At 71.7% G+C, this 16,787-nt stretch carries 13 protein-coding genes and 3 tRNA genes; 10 read left to right on the top strand and 6 right to left on the bottom strand.

Features of this window, described 5'->3' with window-relative positions; all coding sequences use genetic code 11:
- Nucleotides 1–9 precede the first annotated feature (9 nt).
- Nucleotides 10–1,026, top strand: coding sequence for an AAA family ATPase (locus tag ACWFRJ_RS09265; protein ID WP_453526214.1), 1,017 nt, complete (start codon nt 10–12; stop codon nt 1,024–1,026).
- Nucleotides 1,016–5,164 carry an SAV_2336 N-terminal domain-related protein gene (locus ACWFRJ_RS09260; protein ID WP_453526211.1) on the top strand — a complete coding sequence of 1,383 codons (4,149 nt, stop codon included), beginning with the start codon at nt 1,016–1,018 and terminating at the stop codon, nt 5,162–5,164. Before ACWFRJ_RS09265 ends, ACWFRJ_RS09260 begins: the two co-directional genes overlap by 11 nt.
- Before the next feature lie 29 nt (nt 5,165–5,193).
- Here ACWFRJ_RS09260 and ACWFRJ_RS09255 read toward each other — a convergent pair whose 3' ends face one another.
- Nucleotides 5,194–6,471: an MFS transporter gene (locus tag ACWFRJ_RS09255; RefSeq protein ID WP_453527155.1), complete on the bottom strand. Its 1,278-nt coding sequence runs from the start codon at nt 6,469–6,471 to the stop codon at nt 5,194–5,196.
- Nucleotides 6,472–6,706: 235 nt separating this feature from the next.
- On the opposite strand from ACWFRJ_RS09255, the gene ACWFRJ_RS09250 reads away from it, so the two are divergent.
- From ACWFRJ_RS09250 to ACWFRJ_RS09240, 3 genes are all read left to right on the top strand, one after another.
- On the top strand, nt 6,707–7,744 hold the full coding sequence (locus ACWFRJ_RS09250; RefSeq protein ID WP_453526208.1) for a rod shape-determining protein: 1,038 nt from the start codon (nt 6,707–6,709) through the stop codon (nt 7,742–7,744).
- Between the two features lie 63 nt (nt 7,745–7,807).
- A complete protein-coding gene (locus ACWFRJ_RS09245; RefSeq protein WP_453526205.1) occupies nt 7,808–8,080 on the top strand; it encodes a CBU_0592 family membrane protein in 273 nt (90 codons plus the stop codon).
- The gene (locus ACWFRJ_RS09240; protein WP_453526202.1) at nt 8,077–9,678 is read left to right on the top strand and encodes a GAF domain-containing sensor histidine kinase; all 1,602 of its coding nucleotides are present in this window, start codon (nt 8,077–8,079) and stop codon (nt 9,676–9,678) included. Before ACWFRJ_RS09245 ends, ACWFRJ_RS09240 begins: the two co-directional genes overlap by 4 nt.
- Nucleotides 9,679–9,720: 42 nt before the next feature.
- On the opposite strand, the gene ACWFRJ_RS09235 is transcribed toward ACWFRJ_RS09240, so the two are convergent.
- On the bottom strand, nt 9,721–9,954 hold the full coding sequence (locus ACWFRJ_RS09235; protein WP_453526199.1) for a hypothetical protein: 234 nt from the start codon (nt 9,952–9,954) through the stop codon (nt 9,721–9,723).
- A gap of 220 nt (nt 9,955–10,174) precedes the next feature.
- Between ACWFRJ_RS09235 and ACWFRJ_RS09230 the strand changes: the two genes are divergently transcribed.
- Together ACWFRJ_RS09230 and ACWFRJ_RS09225 are read left to right on the top strand one after the other, a co-directional pair.
- Nucleotides 10,175–10,576 (top strand): nitroreductase family deazaflavin-dependent oxidoreductase, encoded by a 402-nt coding sequence (locus ACWFRJ_RS09230; protein ID WP_453526196.1) that lies wholly within the window; start codon nt 10,175–10,177, stop codon nt 10,574–10,576.
- Between the two features lie 105 nt (nt 10,577–10,681).
- Nucleotides 10,682–10,897 carry a hypothetical protein gene (locus tag ACWFRJ_RS09225; RefSeq protein WP_453526193.1) on the top strand — a complete coding sequence of 72 codons (216 nt, stop codon included), beginning with the start codon at nt 10,682–10,684 and terminating at the stop codon, nt 10,895–10,897.
- 31 nt (nt 10,898–10,928) lie between these two features.
- On the opposite strand, the gene ACWFRJ_RS09220 is transcribed toward ACWFRJ_RS09225, so the two are convergent.
- The 4 genes from ACWFRJ_RS09220 to ACWFRJ_RS09205 form a co-directional block, all read right to left on the bottom strand.
- Complete coding sequence (locus tag ACWFRJ_RS09220) at nt 10,929–12,284, bottom strand: FG-GAP repeat domain-containing protein (RefSeq protein ID WP_453526190.1); 1,356 nt, start codon at nt 12,282–12,284, stop codon at nt 10,929–10,931.
- A gap of 230 nt (nt 12,285–12,514) precedes the next feature.
- Nucleotides 12,515–12,588 (bottom strand) — tRNA-Ile (locus tag ACWFRJ_RS09215).
- Nucleotides 12,589–12,765: 177 nt separating this feature from the next.
- Nucleotides 12,766–12,838 (bottom strand) — tRNA-Asn (locus ACWFRJ_RS09210).
- Between the two features lie 5 nt (nt 12,839–12,843).
- Nucleotides 12,844–12,916: transfer RNA gene (locus tag ACWFRJ_RS09205), tRNA-Asn, on the bottom strand.
- A 180-nt stretch (nt 12,917–13,096) separates the two neighbouring features.
- Here ACWFRJ_RS09205 and ACWFRJ_RS09200 point away from each other — a divergent pair.
- The 3 genes from ACWFRJ_RS09200 to ACWFRJ_RS09190 all read left to right on the top strand — a co-directional run bounded on the left by ACWFRJ_RS09200 (nt 13,097) and on the right by ACWFRJ_RS09190 (nt 16,787).
- Complete coding sequence (locus ACWFRJ_RS09200) at nt 13,097–13,399, top strand: YtxH domain-containing protein (protein ID WP_453526187.1); 303 nt, start codon at nt 13,097–13,099, stop codon at nt 13,397–13,399.
- Nucleotides 13,400–13,472: 73 nt separating this feature from the next.
- A complete protein-coding gene (locus ACWFRJ_RS09195) occupies nt 13,473–14,903 on the top strand; it encodes a xylulokinase (RefSeq protein WP_453526184.1) in 1,431 nt (476 codons plus the stop codon).
- Between the two features lie 150 nt (nt 14,904–15,053).
- On the top strand, nt 15,054–16,787 hold the full coding sequence (locus ACWFRJ_RS09190; protein WP_453526181.1) for an ABC transporter ATP-binding protein: 1,734 nt from the start codon (nt 15,054–15,056) through the stop codon (nt 16,785–16,787).

The raw sequence follows: 16,787 nt of genomic DNA, 5'->3' as shown, positions 1-16,787 counted from the left end.
ACCCCGATCATGTCTCTGTGGCCCGTCTACACCGGCACGAACGAGCCCCACGACGGGATCACCCAGCTGCCGCCGCCCCCGCCCTGGCGCGCCTTCGACGGCGGCCCGGTACTCGAAACGCCCACGGACGACGGCTCGGCGACCTCCCCGGACCGCGCGCATCGGGCGCACACCTACCGGGCGACGGAGACCTGCGTCCAACTGGTCAACGCGGCCCTGTACTTGCGGCGGCCTCTCCTCGTGACGGGCCCTCCGGGCAGCGGAAAGTCGAGCCTCGCGTACGCGGTGGCAAGGGAGTTGAGCCTCGGCCCGGTCCTGCGCTGGAACATCACCAGCCGCAGCGCCCTGCACGACGGCCTCTACCAGTACGACCCGCTGTCACGCCTCTACGCGGCCGGGCGCGCCCCGAGAGCACGGGCGCCACGGCACGGCGCGGGCGTCGATGACCACCTGCGCCTGGGCCCGCTCGGCACCGCGCTCCTCCCCTACGCCCGCCCCCGCGCCCTCCTCATCGACGAGATCGACAAGAGCGACCTCGACCTGCCCAACGACCTCCTGAACATCCTGGAGGAGGGCCAGTACGAGATCCCCGAGCTGGTACGCATCGCCAAGCACACCCCGCAGGCGGCCCTCCTGACCGACGGCTCCGACGACCCGGTGACGGTCGAGCGCGGCCGCGTGCGCTGCCGGGCCTTCCCCTTCGTCGTCCTCACCAGCAACGGCGAGCGCGAGTTCCCGCCCGCGTTCCTGCGCCGCTGCGTCACACTGCGCCTCCGCCAGCCGCGCGACGAGCATCTGGAGGAGATCGTCCGGGCCCACCTGGGCGAGCCCGACGCCTACGCCCGCACCCTCATCGCCCGCTTCCTGGAACGCGGCACGGGCGGTGAACTCGCCACCGACCAGCTCCTGAACGCCATCTATCTGACGGGCGCGGCAGGGGTCGACGCGGGCTCGCGCGACGAACTGGCGCGGCAGTTGATGCCGTACCTGACGCAGGCGGCGGATCCGGGCCCCGATGCACTCTGACGCGCCGCTGCCCCGGGGGCCCGTAACGCGCCTCGCCGATCTTCTCGCGGAGGCGGCGGACGGCTCCCGGCCCACTTCCGTCGAGCTGGCCGAACTGCTGTGGCTCGCGGGGCAGATGGACGGTGGCGCACCGGCATCGCGGGACGTCTCCAGCGACGTACCGCTGACTCCGACCGCACCACCGCCGGTGAGCCCTTCACCGCCGGAGCCCGCCACTCCCGCTCCTCCCCCTTCGCCCCTTTCGCCGGACGACCGGGTGCCGCTGCGGCTGCCCGTTCCGACGGGCGGGGCGGCTTCGGTGACGCCCGCCGGATCGGGAGACACCTCGAGCACCCACGGTTCACGAACTGCGGCAGGGCACACCCCCGTCCGGGTCCCCGTCCCCCCGATGGTGACCCACCCCCTCACCCTGCAACGCGCCCTGCGCCCCCTCAAGCGCCGCGTCCCCTCCCCCGTGGGCCAGGTCATCGACGAGGAGGCCACCGCCGACCGCATCGCCCGCCTGGGAGGCCACCGGCGCGGGTGGCTGCCGGTCCTGCGCCCCGCCGACGAACGCTGGCTGCGCCTGTGCCTGGTGTACGACGCGGGCCCGACCATGCCGATCTGGCGCCCCCTGGTCCATGAACTCCACACGGCGCTCGCCCAGTCCGGCATCTTCCGCACGGTGGAGCTGCACCGCGCGGAGGCGGACGGCACGGTCCCGCCCCAGGCCGCCCACGCGCCCGCCACGGGGCGCACGGTCACCCTCGTGATCAGCGACTGCATGGGCCCGCAGTGGCGCCACGGCGATGCGGGCACCCGCTGGTACCGCACGCTGCGCCGCTGGGCGGCCCACATGCCGACGGCCGTGATTCAGCCACTCCCGGAACGCCTCTGGCGCACCACGGCTCTGCCCACGACCCCGGGAACCCTCTCATCCCCGCACCCGGGAGCACCGTCCGCGGCTCTCGCCTTCACGCCGTACGCCGTCGATGTGCCGCCACCCGCAGGGGCGGTGCCGATCCCGGTTCTCGAACCCGGCGGTACGTGGTTGTCGCACTGGGCGGCGCTGGTGGCGGACGCGGGCGGGGCGCGGCTGCCGGGGGCGGTGGGGTGGCTGGACCGCAGCCCACCGTCACCGGCCCCCGATGCCGAAAGCTCGGACATCGCGGATCCCACCCCCGAGGACCTCGTACTCCGCTTCCGCTCCACGGCCTCCCCCGAGGCCTTCCGCCTGGCGGGGCATCTGGCGGTGGGCGAGCCTCAGTTGCCGGTGATGCGACTCGTCCAGGCGGCGGTGGAGGAGCGTCCGCGCCCGCAGCATCTGGCGGAGGTGATCCTGAGCGGGATGCTGGCTTCGGGCGGGGGCGCCGGGGTGTACGAATTCCGCGCCGGGGTGCGGGATCTGCTGCTCCGTACGCTGCCGCGTACCGCGCGGGGACGTACGCGGGAGCTGCTGGCCCGGGTCGGCGGGTTGATCGACGAGCGGGCGGGGACGGCGCCCGGGGAGCTGCGGGCGGTTGCCCCCTCCCACGGCGCCGACGGGTCGAAGACGCCGGTGGGCGAGCCGTTCGCGACGGTCACGCAGGAGAGTGCGCGGCAGCTGGGCGTGGGGCGGAACGCGAGGCTCCTCGGTGACCGCTACCGGATGGTGCGGCAGATCGGGCAGAGCGGCAAGGTGTGGCTCGCGGAGGATCTGCGCCAGGGCGGAAGGCCCGTGGTGGTGCAGCGCTATCCGCTGGCACCGCAGTGGCTCCGCATCGGCTTCACGCGGGCCGCGCGGCAGCTGTCGCGGTTCCGGCACGAGCACGTGGCCGCCGTACAGGAGTACGCCAACGGTGAAGTCCCTTACATCGTCATGGAATTCATCGAGGGCCCCAATCTCGTGGAGCTACTGGCGGACCACCCGGAAGGCCTGCCTGCCGACCAGCTTATGGACCTGGTCCCGCCCCTCGCCCACGCGGTCACCGCCCTGCACGCCGAAGGCCTGGCCCACGGCGCCCTCTCCCCTGCCTATGTGAGGATGCCTCCGCGAGGGGGCCCTGTGCTGTGCGGCTTCACCCTCGTCCCCTACGACGAGCAGAGCGAGGCGGCCGATCTCCGCTCGCTCGGCCGCCTCGTACTCGAGATGTGCGACGGACAAGCGGCGGCCGCCGCCCTGAGCACATCGGGTCCGGCCCCGACGCCCGAACACACCAGGCTCCTGGACATGCTGCGATCGGCCGTCTGGGACCTCGACTCCCCCGACGCGAGCCGTCAGCGCCAAGGCCTCCACCAGCTCGCGCAGCTCTCCACGCCCGCGTCGCGCGAGCGCACGTACTCCCTGCTGGGCCCCCTCCATGTCACCCGTAACGGCCACCCGCTCGCCACCGGCACCGCCAGGGAGCAGGCCATGCTCTGCATGCTGCTGCTCCGGCGCGGCCGGGACGCACCTGTCGACGACATGATCGACGGCATGTGGGGTTCGGGCGCCGCGCCCGCCAACGCCGCCCGCCTCCTGGGCACTTACGCGTCCCGCCTGCGCAACGCGCTCGGCCCCGACTCCGTGGTGACCGGGAACGGCACCTATGCGCTGGCCCTCCCGACGGGCCCCGACGTCGTCGACCTGTTCCGCTTCCAGCGGCTCCACGACGACGCCAGGGACGCCCGTTTCGCAGGAGACTTCACCCGCGCCCAGGACCTGGTCCGCACCGCCCTGGACCTGTGGCGCGGCACCCCCCTCGACGGCGTCCCCGGCCCGGCGGCCCGCGCCACCCGCGCCGACATCAGCCGCCTGCGGCAGTCCCTCCTCCATACGCAACTGGAACTGAACCGGGAACTGGGCGCGACCGAGCAGGAGCAGGCCGAACTCGACGAACTGCTCCAGGAGTTCTCCCACACCGAGGACGAGGTACTCGTCCCCCACGAGGAGCTCCCCAGCGACCAGCTCGACGACCTCGGCGTCAGCCGTGAGCTGCCGGACGACCAGCCCACGCCCCCCGCGACCATCCTCACCTTCGAGTACCTGGCCCGCCCGGCAGGACGACAGGAGAGCGTTCGGGAGAACCTGGGCCGGGAGATCTCACGCCTCCTCGTCCGGGGCGGTATCGGCCCCGACCGGTTCGAGATGCGGGCGAGGCCGCACGGCTGGGAGGTGATCGTGGCCCCAGAGGTCCACGTCCTGCACGCTTTGACCGCGACGGTCAACGAACTCCCGGCCGCACTGGACGTCTTCCCCGTGCTCGGGCTCGGGGTCACCCTCACTCACGAGCCGGACCCGACGGTCTCGGCACCCACGTTCCCCTCCGGGCTGCGTCATCTGCTCGGACGCGAGAGCAGGCGTGCCGTCGTGATCGTCTCCAGCGACCTGCATGAGCGTCTCAACCGCTCGGGCCGCCTGCAACACCGGTTCCAGGCGGTGCCACAGTCCGACGACTGGTACTGCGAGGTCACCACCGAGCCGTCCCCCGCCCCGGTGCCCGGCGCCATCGAATCCGTCATCCTCTGCTTCGACGGAACCCTCGCCCAGCTCTACTCGGCACAGTCCGCCCGCCATGCCGCCAGCGCCCTCGCCTCCCTGATCGCCGAGCGGCGCGACCCCGAGGCCGCCCTGGCCGGCACTCCCCTCCTGTCCGAGCCCCGCCCGGCCGGCAGCACACCGGACCGTGTCCACCCGATGGACGTGCTCCGCGCCTTCGCCCGGCGCCGCACGCTCTCCCAGGAGCTGCACACGCGCCTGGAGGAGATCGAGATGCAGGCCGCGCTCACCGCGAAGCCGTCGCCCCACGTCGCGAGCCTCCTGCACACCCTGGCCCGGCCCGAGGAGACCCTCCGCCTGGCCATCGTCACCGACACGTCGCCGCGCGCCGTGACGGCCTACCTCGGCGCCAAGGGGCTGCACCTCCCCGGTGCCGGGATCCACGGCCGCACCCCGGATCTCACCCTCCTCATGCCCGACCCCGACTGCCCGCGCCGAGCGCTGGAGCAGCTGGGCACCCCGGCGGACCGCTGCGTCATGGTCGGTTCCTCACCGGCGGAAGCGGCTGCCGCCGAGAGCCTGCGCATCGCCTTCATCGGGTACGCGACGGGCGGCACGGCCCGCGAGCGCCTCGCCGCCGCCGGAGTGCGTACGACGGTGAGTGATCTGTCGCGCCTTGTCGACCTGCTCCACGACCGGTGAAATCCCGCACGCCTACGCCTCCCGCACCCCTACGCCTCCGGCGCCCGCGCGTCGTACCGGGCGAACCCCCGCCACTTGAGCCCCAGCAACCCCACGGCGACCACGCACGCGATCCCCCCTCCCACCAGCGCGACCCCGGGCGCCGCCACATCCCCCACCGACCCCGCGACGAAGTCCCCGAGCCGCGGTCCGCCCGCGACCACCACGATGAAGACGCCCTGCAGCCGCCCCCGCATCTCGTCCGGCACGGCCGCCTGGAGCATCGTGTTCCTGAGCACCATCGAGATGGTGTCCGTACAGCCCGCCACCGCGAGGAAGAAAAGACCGAGCCACAGGTTCCGGGTGAGGCCGAAGACGGCGATCGCCGTGCCCCACCCGGCCACCGCGAGCAGGATCGCGAGACCGTGCCGCCGGACCCGCCCGAGCCACCCGGAGAACACCCCGCCGAGCAGCGCTCCCACCGCGGGCGCCGCGATCAGCAGGCCCACCGTCTTCGCGTCGCCCCCGAACCACACGACCGCCACCGCGGGGAACAGTGCCCGTGGATGCGCGAGCACCATCGCGCACATGTCCGTAAAGAAGGTCATCCGCAGGTTCGGCCGCGTGGCGAGGAACCGCAGCCCCTGGAGCACCGAAGCCCGCTTCCTGGGCTCCCCCTCCAAGGCCCCCGCGGGCCGCATCGCGGGCAGCCGCCACATCGCGTACAGCGCCGCGCTGAACGCCACCGCGTCGATCGCGTACGCCGCCTGATAGCCCCACAGGCCGACGATGAGCCCGCCCAGCATGGGGCCGAGCATCGTGCCCGACGTCACCGTCATCGACGAAAGGGCGTTGGCTGCGGGCAGCTGCTCGGGCGGCAGAAGGCGCGGAATCATCGACGAGCGCGCCGGGGAGTTCAGCGCCGCGCAGACCGCCTGCAGCGCGACCACGGAGTACAGGAACCACACGTGGTGGAAGCCCGCGAAGGCGCCCGCCGCGAGGGCGATCGAGAGGCCGCACGAGCCGAGCGACGAGTAGAGGCCCAGCTTCCGCCGGTCCACCGTGTCCGCGATCGCGCCCCCGTACAGGCCGAACACCACGAGGGGGACGAGCGAGAAGAGGCCCACGAGGCCGACCGAGAAGCTGGAGTGCGTGATGTCGTAGACCTGGAGGGAGACCGCGAGGGCGGTCATCGCCTGGCCGATCCAGGAGATCGTGTTGCCGACCCAGAGACGGCGGTAGTCGACCGACGTACGCAAAGGCGTCAGATCGGCGAGTATCCGCCTTTTCGTGACGGGCCCGTGGGGCTCCACTGGTAGCGGGGACAGCGGGGGGTTGTTGTCGGCTCCGGATATGGGGGAGCCGTCGGCTTCGTCTTCTTCCGGGGGCGTATGCGTCACACGGGATGCTAACTGCGCCGCCATCGACGCGATCAAGACCACCCGTGCGGCGGCACCCCGCCCGGCTCAGCCCAACGCGCGCGCCGCCCGCGGCCATCGCACGATGCGAGACAGGACCGCCGTCCGACGGTCCGTACGGTCTGCGCTCTCGGGAGGATCTGCCATGACCGTCAGTCTGGAGCAGTTGCGCCGCTGCCACATCGCCGTCGACATGGGTGCCGCGAGGACCCGGGTGTTCGTGAAGGGCGCGGGTCTCGTCGTGGACGAACCGAGCGCCGCCGCCGTGAACACGCGGACGGGCGCGCTCATCGCGGTCGGCCGGTTCGCCGAGCAGATGACGGGACGTACGCCGGGGTACATCCGGGTCGTACGGCCGGTCTCCGGCGGCACCGTCGTCGACATCGAGATGGCCCAGCGCATGCTGCGTCACCTCATCGGCGAGAAGCTCCGGCGCACCCTGCGCCGCAAGCCGCGGCTGCGCGCCGCCGCCTGCACGCCGCACGACGCGGATCCGCTGGCGCGGCGCGCCGCCGTGGAGACGTTGGTCGGGCTCGGGGCGCGCAGGGTCGAGCTCGTGGACACGCTCATCGCCGCCGCGGTCGGCTGCGGGCTGCCCGTCGAGCGGCCGGAAGCGACCATGATCCTGGTCTGCGGGGCCGCGACCACGCAGGTCGCGGTGTTGTCGATGGGGTCGATCGTCACCGCTCAGCGGATCCCGGTCGGTGGTGAGGTGATCGACGAGGCGATCGTCCAGCACCTGCGCCACCACCACGAGCTGATGCTGCCCAGTCAGTCGGTACGTCCCCTGCAGCTCGCCCTGCGCGGCAACGGCCTCACTTCGCAGGGGCCCGAGTCGACGGAGATCCACGGCCGCGACGTCGCCACGGGGCTCGCCCGCTCGGTGCACGTCGACACCGCCGCCGTACGCAACGCGATCCACACCCCGCTCACCGCCGTGCTCGACGGCATCGGCAAGGTGCTGCGGGACTGCCCGCCGGACCTGGTGGCCGACCTGGCCGATCGCGGAATCATGATGGTCGGCGGCAGCGCGCTGCTCCCGGGGCTCGACCAGATGCTGCGGGACGCGACGGGCATGCCGGTGGCGATCGCCGAGCGGCCCGACGTGTGTGCCGTGATGGGGCTCGGGGCGATGCTGGAGGGCAAGATCCAGCCGCTGGTCCTCAGCCCGCTCTCCGGCTGAACCCGGCGCTCCCCCGCCGTTCTGCTCCCCGCTGATCTCAGCACCGCGCGGAAGAGTGCCCGTATGTCGATGTCGATGACCGTGCAGCTGATCGGCTCCGCGCTGATCCTGCTCGCCTTCGTCCTGGCCCAGGCGGGCAGGCTCGGCACGGGCACCTGGTCCTACCTCTGGCTGAACTTCGCCGGGTCGGGGCTCGCGGCGGGCGATGCTCTCTACGAACGGCAGTGGGGTTTTCTGCTTCTGGAGGGGGCGTGGATGGTGGTCTCGTTGCTGAGCCTGGCCAAGAAGGCGCGGGGCGGCCGGGTCGGCGGGGACTCAGCGGGCGCCGCGCGATGAGCGGCGACGACCTGCCCCTGGTGCCGCTCCTGGACGCGGTGCTCGGCGTCGGCACGGACCTCGAACTGCACACCACCCTCCAGCACATCGTGCAGAGCGCGGCCGAGCTGACCGGCGCCAGGTACGGCGCGCTCGGCGTCATCGACCCCGGGCACGGCAAGCTGACCGAGCTGTTCACGGCGGGCCTGACCTCGGCCGAGCGGGACCGCATCGGCCGCCTCCCCGACGGCCACTCGGGCCTCATCGGCACCCTGCTCCGTGAGCCGAAGCCGCTGCTCCTGGACGACCTGACGGCCGACCCGCGCTCGTGCGGCGTACCGCCGGGGCACCCGGAGATGCACAGCTTCCTGGGCGTTCCCGTGCACGTACACGACGAGGCGTTCGGCAATCTCTATCTCACCGAGAAGCACGAGAAGTACGGGGGCCGCTTCACGGACGAGGACCTGCAACTGCTCCGCGTCCTCGCGAGCCAGGCGGGCATCGCGATCGGCAACGCACGTCTGTACGAGGCGGCCAGGCAGCGCGAGCGGTGGATCGACGGGGCGGCCGCGGTCACCACGGCGCTGCTCACCGGCGAACCGGCGGCCGACGCCCTGATGACGGTCGCCGAGCGGGCCAGGATCCTCGCGAACGCCTCCGCGGGAGTGATCCTGCAGCCCACGGACCAGGGCGGCATGCGGATCGTCGCGGCGGCGACGGCAGAGGACGCCGCCGAGCCCCTGAGTGAGACCCGGACCCACCCCCACGACCTCCAGAACGACCTCATCGGCACGACCATCGAGCCCGGCAGCGCGGTGTTGGAGCAACTGCTCGGGGGCGAGCCGGTGTTCATCGAGGACTCCGCGACCGACCCCCGGATGACCACCCACGTACGGACGAACTTCGGGCCGAGCCTGATGCTGCCGCTCCAGGCGGGCGGGCGGCTCATCGGGACGCTCGCGCTGCCCCGCCGCAGGGGCGAGCGCGCCTACACCTCCGTGGAGCGGCTCCTGGCCACCCAGTTCGCCTCCCAGGCCGCCCTCGCCCTCGTCCTGGCGGACGCCCAGCAGCGCAGGCAGCGCCTCGCGGTGTTCGAGGACCGCGACCGCATCGCCCGCGACCTGCACGACCTCGTCGTCCAACGGCTCTTCGCCACCGGCATGATGCTGGAATCGACCCGGCGCAGGGACACCTCTCCCCAGGTCGAGTCCACCCTCGACCAGGCCGTGGACGAGCTGGAGTCCACCATCCAGGAGGTCCGTACGGCGATCTTCGCGCTCCAGCAGCCGCCCGCCGACGCCCCGACCACGTTCCGCGGCAAGGTGCTGCGCGAGACGGCGGGCGCGGCAGCGGTCCTCGGCGTACAGCCGTCCGTGCACTTCACCGGCGCCGTCGACACCCGCGTCACGGACCCGGCGGCGGGCCACCTCCTCGCCGCCCTGCGCCGCGCCCTGGCCACCGCGTCACGCCGCCCCGACGTCACCCGCATCGAGGTCGCGGTGGACGCGCGGGCGACGCTGGCCGACGGGCGGACGGGGGTGCGCCTGACGGTGCATGACGACGGCACGACGGACGACATGGGCCCGGGCACGACGATCACATGGCAGGCGCCTCTGTGAGCACAGCCGCTCCGAACAGCGCCTGACTCACGCCGTCCTGACTCACGCCGCTTCGTAGTGGTGCGCGCTCCCGCCGCGCCAGTTCACCCAGGCCAGATCGTCGAGCAGCGCCTCCGCGTCCGACAGTCCGGCCTGCCGCAGGAACTCGACGACGTCGGCGTCCGAGTGCGCGAGGCCGAGGATCTCCCCGCGTACCGTCACGCGTCGGCCGCCCGTGCCGAGCGGCGGATGCACGACCACCGGCGCCGCGGCCGTGCCTCCGTCGTGCGCGCTCACGGGCGCTTCCGCGATTGCAGGTACCAGGCCGCGGCAAGGCCGATCACCACCAGGACGATCAATATCTTCATGAAGCCCTGCTGCCCCGGATCCCGGGGCTGAAGCTCACTCCACGTTCGGGCGCGTCGATTCGGCGCCGGGCAGGGAGGAGGACGGAGGGTGATGACATCGGGTCGGCACGTCGCGCGTGCGCGCGAGGAGACGTAAGGAGAGACGGCAGATGCTGTTCGGCAAAGAGCATGTGAAGCGTTACGTGGAGACGGACGGCGAGGAGGGCCACGACTGGCAGAACACCACGGTGTTGATCCTCACCACGACCGGCCGCAAGAGCGGTGAGCAGCGCAGCACGCCGCTGATCTACCGGCCGCACGGTGACGCGGTGCTCGTGGTGGCCTCGAACGGCGGCGCCGACGCGCCGCCCCTCTGGTTCCGCAACCTGGAGGCGGACCCCGAGGTCCAGGTGCAGGTGAAGGGCGATCGCTACAGCGCCCGTGCGCGCGTCGCGACCGCGGAGGAGAAGCCGGGCATGTGGCGGACGATGGCCGCGACGTGGCCCGCGTACGACGAGTACCAGAAGAAGACCGACCGGGCGATCCCGATCGTGGTTCTGGAGCGCGTCTGAGGTCCGGTCCGCCGGAGCGTGGAGGGCGGTGGGAACCTGCGCCGATCGGGCCGGGGGGCCACCGCGTCCACCGGCAGGCAGGGGCCAGGAGGCGGCCGCGTACAGGTGGCGGGTGAGCCACTCGGCGACGCGGTCGAGCAGGCCGGGGTCGACCGGCTCGCGCATCAGGCGGCGGTAGGAGTCCATGCTGGGGCGTCTCGAGTCGCGCCGCAGGATGTGGGTGAGGTCGTCGATCCGGTGGGTCTCCGCGCCGCCGGGGACCAGCTCGGCGATCCGGTCCGGGTCGGCCGGGTCGGCCTGGAGGAGGACCAGACCCCTTGAACCCCGCGCGGCCGGGACAACGGGCGGGTGCCTACGCGCCTTGGTCCTTGCCGGGGGAGACCGGGAAGGATGCCTCGTCGCGGTGCGTGCCGTCGGTGATCCACCATCTGCGCGCGCCGAGAAGGGTCAGCTCCGCGCGGCCGTCGCCGTCCCAGTCGTGGACGGAGAAGAGCGAGCCGTCGCCGGAGAGGGAGCCGTAGGCACCCGGCCCGGAGCGCTTGGTGGCGCGCCAGGGCCTCGACCCGAGCCCGTGCTCCGAGCCGCCCCGCAGCACCTCGATCCGCGCGTCCCCCTCCTCCTTCTTCTTGGTGAGCTGCACGGCCAGGTCGTCACAGCCGTCGCCGTTGAAGTCTCCGACGGCGAGCCTGGTGCCGAAGCCCTCCTTGAAGTCGCCGCCTTCCATGGTGACCCACTCCCCCGGCTCCTTCCCGTAACGGACGCTGACCTGGCCGCGCCGGTGGGGTGTGTCGACGTCGTCGTAGTCGTCGACGAAGCTCCGGCCGACTGCGATGTCCTGCCGTCCGTCGCCGTCGAAGTCGCCGAAGACGACGTTCTCGCCCTCCGCCAGCCGCTCGGGCTCCTTGCTCAGGCCGCTGGCGGTACGGGCACCGCCGGTGAACAGCAGGGGCGGATCCCACGGGGAGCCGTAGAGCGCGAGATCGGTCGCGCGGTCGTCCTTCGCGTCCCCGGCGACCAGCACGGGTTCCGCGCCCTCGTGGACCGGGCTGGGGATCTTCACGGTCCGGGCGGGGGCGCCGGAGCGCGCGAACGGCCCCTTGAGGACGACCAGTTCGTCCTGGCCCTCGAGCGCGTCCCTGAAGACCGCGAGGTCGGCGTGGCCGTCCCCGTCGAAGTCGCCCGCGATCGGCGCGGTGTCGATGTGGAATCCGCTGCCCCGCAGCGGGACGCGCCCGTGCGGTCCGTCGGCCTGCGGGCCCTTGGGGCCTCCCCACACGATCTGGGCGGCGGCACTGACGACGAGGTCGGCATGGCCGTCCCCGTCCAGGTCGGCGACCGTGGGCTGCAACGGCTCGTCGGTCACATAGATCTCGTCCGGCACACCGAGGTCTTCGTGGGTGAGGACGGTCGTGCGGTCGTGGTCCGGACCGTGCTCGGAACCGGGCACGACGGTCACATCGACCTTCATCTCACGGGATATCTCATGCACCAGATCGGCGAAGCCGTCCCCGTTGAGGTCGGGGGCCGCGGGTGGGTCCTCGCGCGCCGCGTCAGTCGGTCGGCAGGGGCCGTTGGGCACCGAGCGAACACCGTCGGACGGACGAAGGACGAGGAACGCCACCACCGCCACCACTACGAGCGAGGCCAGCACGGCGTGCCACACACGCAGATGGCGGAAGAACGGACCGCCCGCTTTCGGAAAGTGCATCAGCCCACCTCACGGGCATGAACGCGGCCCGCACAAGGAAGTGGATCATTCTGTTACGGGGGTGATGCACGACGGCCCTGCCCTCGATTCCGACCCACGAGCACGTACGGCGGTGAGTCAGGGCTTCGTCGACCCTGCACCGGGGGCCTCGCACGCCACCCAAAGGGACACCCCTCGGAGGTTTGCACTGTTGACGCAGGTGGAATCGTTCCTGCGCCCCAGCGCTTCGGTGGGGCGGGTGGGACTCGAACCCACGGCCGACGGATTATGAGTCCGCTGCTCTAACCGGCTGAGCTACCGCCCCTAACGGCGCGTCGCGCACATTTGTGCGCGCCGTCTGCCGCAGCATAGCCGCTCATACGATCTCCTGCTTCGGATGGTCGGCATCGCTCGACCATGAGGACCGCAGGGCTGCCCGCATGGTTCCACCAGGCATGAAAATGGACCCTTGAGGTGGATTCTCAAGGGTCCTTCTCACTTGCTCTCCCGACTGGACTCGAACCAGTAACCTGCCGGTTAACAGCCGGCTGCTCTGCCAATTGAGCTACAGGAGACCGAGCTCCCCCGACTGGACTCGAACCAGTAACCTGCCGGTTAACAGCCGGCTGCTCTGCCAATTGAGCTACAGGGGATCGTCTCGTTTGCATCGAACGCACCTAGCTGGGAACTCTCCAGGCGGCGGGCGGTCGCTGCGACACATACATTAGCGCAAGCAGGGGGGTGCTCCGCCAATCGGTATCCCCCACCGCCGACACAGAGCAGCAGACGAGCGAACACACGCTCGACGCCGACGCAAGGGAAGGGTGGCAGTCATGCGCTACCGGCTCACATTCGTGGCGGGACTGGCTCTCGGGTACGTGCTCGGTACCCGGGCCGGTCGCGAGCGCTACGAGAAGCTGAAGAAGTCCGCCCGGGAGTTCTCGCAGAACCCGGCCGTGCGCAACACGGTCGAGTCCGCGACGCAGCAGGGCCGCGACGTGGCGGGCAAGGCCTTCCACTCCGTGTCCGAGAAGGTCGGGGACCGGGTTCCCGACTCGGTGACCGACCGGGTGCGGTCGCTGCGCGATCGCGGGCAGGGCTCCGGCGCGGACGACTGGGGCACCAGTAATACGTGACAGGTACGCGATGGGCGCCGTTCCTGGGAGCTGAGGTACGGGACACGTCTCGCGGTGCGGCAGAATTCCCGGCATGGGGATAGTCGCAGGGTTGGACAGTTCGCCCGATTTCACGCGCATCGTGGTCTGTGACGCGGACACGGGCGCCGTACTCAAGCAGGGCTATGCCCCGCATCCGACGGAAAGCCCCGATGGAGGCGGCCGTCCCTCGGACGTGGATCCGCAGGCCTGGCTGCTCTCGCTCGGCGAGGCGGCGGGCGGCGGGCTGCTCGAAGGCGTGCAGGCCATCGGCGTCTCCGCGCAGCAGAACGCGCTCGTCGCCCTGGACCAGCACGGCAACACCGTGCGGCCCGCGCTCGTCGGCAACGACCGGCGGGCGCAGGTCGCCGCCGCCGACCTGACCGACGGACTCGGCAGCCGCGAGGCCTGGGCGCAGGCCGTGGGCTGCGTCCCGCAGGCGGCCCACCCCGTGACGAAGCTGCGCTGGCTCGCCAAGACCGAGCCGGAGGCCGCCCAGCGCGTCGCCTCCCTCATGCAGGCCCACGACTGGCTGGTGTGGCAGTTGCTCGGGCGGCCCGCGCGGCGCACGACGGACCGCGGCGGCGCCTCGGGGACCGGCTACTGGTCGGCGGCGACGGGTACGTACCGCCCCGATCTCGTGGAGCTCGCGCTCGGGCACCAGGCGATGCTGCCCGAGGTGATCGGCCCCGCCGAGGCCGCGGGGACGACGCCCGAGGGGCTGCTGATCTCGGCGGGGACCGGCGAGACGATGGCGGCGGCGTTCGGGCTCGGGGTCCAACAGGGCGACGCGGTCGTCTCGTTGGGGGCTTCGGGGTCCGTGATGGCCGTCCACCACGAGGCGCTGGTCGATCCGAGCGGGACGATCACCTCCCTCGCGGACGCCACCGGCCTGCATCTGCCGGTGGTGCACACGCTGAACGCGGTGCGCGTGTTGCGCGGTGCCGCCGAGATGCTCGGCGTTTCCGACCTCGACGCGCTCTCCGATCTGGCCATGAAGTCGACGCCGGGAGCGCATGGACTGGTACTCCTGCCGTATCTGGAGGGTGAGAAGACGCCGAATCTGCCGCACGCGGCGGGCACTCTGACGGGGCTGCGGCGTGAGTCGATGCGGCCCGAGCATCTGGCGCGGGCGGCCTTCGAGGGCATGCTGTGCGGGCTCGGGGACGCGCTCGACGTGCTGCGCTCGCGGGGCGTGGAGGTGCGCCGGATCTTCCTGCTCGGCGGGGCCGCCGAGCTGCCGGCCGTGCAGGCCGCGGCGCCGATGCTGTTCGGCACCCAGGTCGTGGTGCCGCAGCCCGCGGACTACGCGGCGATCGGTGCGGCGCGGCAGGCGGCCTGGGCGCTGAACGGGCAACTGCCGTACTGGCAGGGGGCGTCGGCGCAGGTCTTCGAGCCGGGCGACGACCTCTCCGTGGGTCAGGCGGTGCGCCAGCAGTACCGCACCGTGCGGGAACAGGCGCACCCCGGGGCGCTTGACGGCTGACCCTCCGCGTGGCGACTTATGTACCCGGACTAAATTTTTACCGGGTCATGGGTTAATCGGTTGCGCGCGGGTGGGTGCGATGTCGGAGTATGGGGGCGACCTCGCCACGATCGCCGACCCCCGCCGCCACTTCCTCCCGAGAGACCGAGCGTGCTGATACGACTCCTGCGGGCCCGCCTGGGTCCGTACAAGAAACCCATCGCCCTGCTGGTGCTTCTGCAGTTCCTGCAGACCTGCGCCTCGCTGTATCTGCCCACGCTCAACGCCGACATCATCGACGAGGGTGTCGTGAAGGGCGACACGGGCTACATCCTCTCGTTCGGCGGTGTCATGATCGCCGTCACCGTCGCCCAGGTGGTGTGCAACGTGGGGGCCGTCTACTACGGCGCCCGCACCGCGTCCGCCCTAGGCCGCGACGTCCGGGCCGCCGTCTTCGACCGCGTGCAGTCGTTCTCCGCCCGGGAGTTGGGGCAGTTCGGCGCGCCGTCCCTGATCACCAGGACCACGAACGACGTCCAGCAGGTACAGATGCTGGTCCTGATGTCGTTCACTCTGATGGTCTCGGCGCCGATCATGTGCGTCGGCGGCATCGTCATGGCCCTGGGCCTCGACGTACCGCTCTCGGGTGTCCTGGTCGCCGTCGTGCCCGTCCTCGCGATCTGCGTGAGCCTGATCGTGAAGCGCCTCCGGCCGCTCTTCCGCACCATGCAGGTGCGCCTGGACACGGTGAATCGCGTGCTGCGCGAACAGATCACCGGCAACCGCGTCATCCGCGCCTTCGTCCGCGACGAGTACGAGAAGGACCGCTTCCGGCAGGCCAACGCCGAGCTGACCGAGGTCTCGCTCGGCACCGGCAAGCTGCTCGCACTGATGTTCCCGATCGTCATGACCGTCGTGAACATCTCGTCGATCGCCGTGGTCTGGTTCGGCGCCCACCGCATCGACAGCGGCGGCATGCAGATCGGGGCGCTCACCGCGTTCCTCGCGTATCTGATGCAGATCGTGATGTCGGTGATGATGGCCACCTTCATGTTCATGATGGTGCCGCGCGCCGAGGTCTGCGCCGAGCGCATCGAGGAGGTCCTGGACACCGAGAGCAGCGTGGTGCCCCCGTCCTCCCCCGTGACCGAGCTGCGGCGCCACGGCCACCTGGAGATCCGCGAGGCGGGCTTCCGCTACCCCGGCGCCGAGGAGCCCGTCATCAAGGCCGTCGACCTGGTCGCACGGCCCGGTGAGACGACCGCCGTGATCGGGTCGACCGGCAGCGGCAAGTCGACGCTGCTGAGCCTCGTGGCGCGGCTCATCGACACCACCGAGGGCGAGGTCCTGGTGGACGGCGTGCCCGTGCACACCATCGAACCTGGGCTGCTGGCGAGGACGGTGGGCCTCGTACCGCAGAAGCCGTACCTCTTCGCCGGCACGGTCGCCACCAATCTCCGCTACGGCAACCCGGACGCGACGGACGAGGAGCTCTGGCACGCCCTTGAGGTCGCCCAGGCCAAGGGCTTCGTCGAAGGCCTCGACGAGGGCCTGAGCGCGCCGATCTCGCAGGGCGGCACGAACGTCTCCGGCGGTCAGCGCCAGCGGCTCGCGATCGCGCGGACCCTTGTGCAGCGCCCCGAGATCTACCTCTTCGACGACTCCTTCTCGGCCCTGGACTACGCGACCGACGCCGCCCTGCGCGCCGCGCTCGGCCGCGAGACCGCCGAGGCGACCGTCGTGATCGTCGCCCAGCGCGTGGCGACGATCCGGGACGCCGACCGCATCATCGTCCTCGACGAGGGCCGGGTCGTGGGGACGGGACGCCATCACGAGCTGATGGAGAGCAATGAGACCTACCGGGAGATCGTGCTCTCCCAGCTGACGGAAGCGGAGGCCGCGTAA

It is taken from the genome of Streptomyces sp. NPDC055239 (assembly GCF_053606205.1).
Note: the sequence above shows the minus strand (reverse complement) of the source record. Positions and strands in the feature narration are given on the sequence as shown.